This is a genomic window from Litorilinea aerophila, assembly GCF_006569185.2.
In the GTDB taxonomy this organism is placed as follows: Bacteria; Chloroflexota; Anaerolineae; order Caldilineales; family Caldilineaceae; genus Litorilinea; species Litorilinea aerophila.
In genome coordinates this window covers 1-1491 of sequence record NZ_VIGC02000082.1, presented here as the reverse complement: position 1 = coordinate 1491, position 1491 = coordinate 1, and the positions used below count along the sequence as shown (strand labels likewise).

General features: G+C 60.3%; 1 protein-coding gene. It reads left to right on the top strand.

All coding sequences use genetic code 11. From position 1 onward, the window contains the following. The first annotated feature begins 74 nt into the window (after positions 1-74). Positions 75-1301, top strand: coding sequence for an IS701 family transposase (locus tag FKZ61_RS23685; protein ID WP_141612639.1), 1227 nt, complete (start codon positions 75-77; stop codon positions 1299-1301). The last annotated feature ends 190 nt before the right edge of the window (positions 1302-1491 follow it).

The window sequence follows — 1491 nt, the reverse complement described above, 5'->3', positions numbered from 1 at the left end:
TACTACAACCGCAGATTAGCGAATGAGGCTCTAACCGGAGATAATGGAATGGAACTCAATGAGCCGGAGGAGCCATGGAACTGAGCGAATTGAAAGAATGGGCGAAGGATTTTGAAGGGTTTCACAGTCGTTTTGCTCCCTACTTTGGACGACGAGAGGTACGCGAACAGGCGGTCAAGTACCTGCACGGGCTGGTCTCGCCGGTGGAGCGCAAGAACGGCTGGCAGTTGGCGGAAGCCATAGGCGATAAGACGCCGGATGCGACCCAGCGCCTGTTGTACAGTGCGAACTGGGACGAGGACGGGGCTCGAGATGAGTTGCAGCACTACGTCAGCGCCCATTTTGGCGACGATGAGGGAATCGGTGTGGTAGACGAGACCGGTTTTCTCAAGAAGGGAGAGAAATCGGCGGGGGTCCAGCGGCAGTACAGCGGCACGGCGGGCAAGACGGAAAACTGCCAACTGGGTGTCTTCTTGAGCTACGTCAGCCCGAAAGGTCACGCCTTTTTGGACCGCCGTCTCTATCTGCCGGAGAGCTGGTGTGATGATCCCCAACGCCGGGCTGAGGCCAAGATTCCAGAGGATGTGCTTTTTCAGACCAAACCCCAACTGGCGGTGGAGATGTTGCGCCACGCCTGGGCCGCTGGTGTCCCCATGCGCTGGGTGACCGGCGACGAGGTCTACGGTGAAGCAGCCTATCTGCGCGACGCCGTGGCCGAGAGTGGTCGTTGGTACGTCTTGGCCGTGCGTTCCCATAGCTCGGTCTGGCTCGAACGTCCGGAGGTGGGTGTCCCTCCCTGGCAGGGCTGGGGCAGAAGACCGGTCCGGGAACGAGTCGTCGATGAGGAGGCCCAACCCATTCCGATTCTGGCCCTGGTGGCTTCCTGGCCGGAGAACCGTTGGCAGCGCCTGGAGGTAGCCGAAGGTGAGAAAGGCCCACGCATCTACGATTGGGCCTGCCGACGCATCGTAGAACAGCAGGAGCAACTGCCCGGACGAGATGCATGGCTGTTGGTACGCCGCTCTGTATCCGATCCCGACGACCTGGCCTTCTATCTCTCCAATGCACCGGCTGAGACCGACCTCCTCACTCTGGCCCAGGTCGCCTCCACCCGCTACACCGTCGAGCAGTGCATCGAGGAAGGCAAAGGCGAAACCGGTATGGATCAGTATGAGGTGCGTCACTGGCATAGCTGGTATCGACATATCACCCTATCCATGATGGCCCATGCCTGGCTCGCCTCGCTTCGTCTCAGGCGGAACGAAAAAAAGGGGAGGCTGAACCCTTTCTTGCCGAGTTGACCGTGCCCGAAGTGAGACGGTTGCTGGAAATCGCTCTGCCGCTGCCGCCTCGATCGCCCGAGCTCCGCCTGGCCTGGTCCCTGTGGCGGCGAGCCAAACGGCTCCTCGCCCGCTTGAGCCACCGTCGCCGCCTTCTGGACGATCTCGGCTACTCATATTCTGCAGTACCACCATAAATGCGGTTGTAATA

What these genes read in the sequence shown, in the direction of transcription:
- FKZ61_RS23685 (WP_141612639.1), top strand. Translation starts at nt 75, where the DNA reads ATGGAACTGAGCGAATTGAAAGAATGGGCGAAGGATTTTGAAGGGTTT.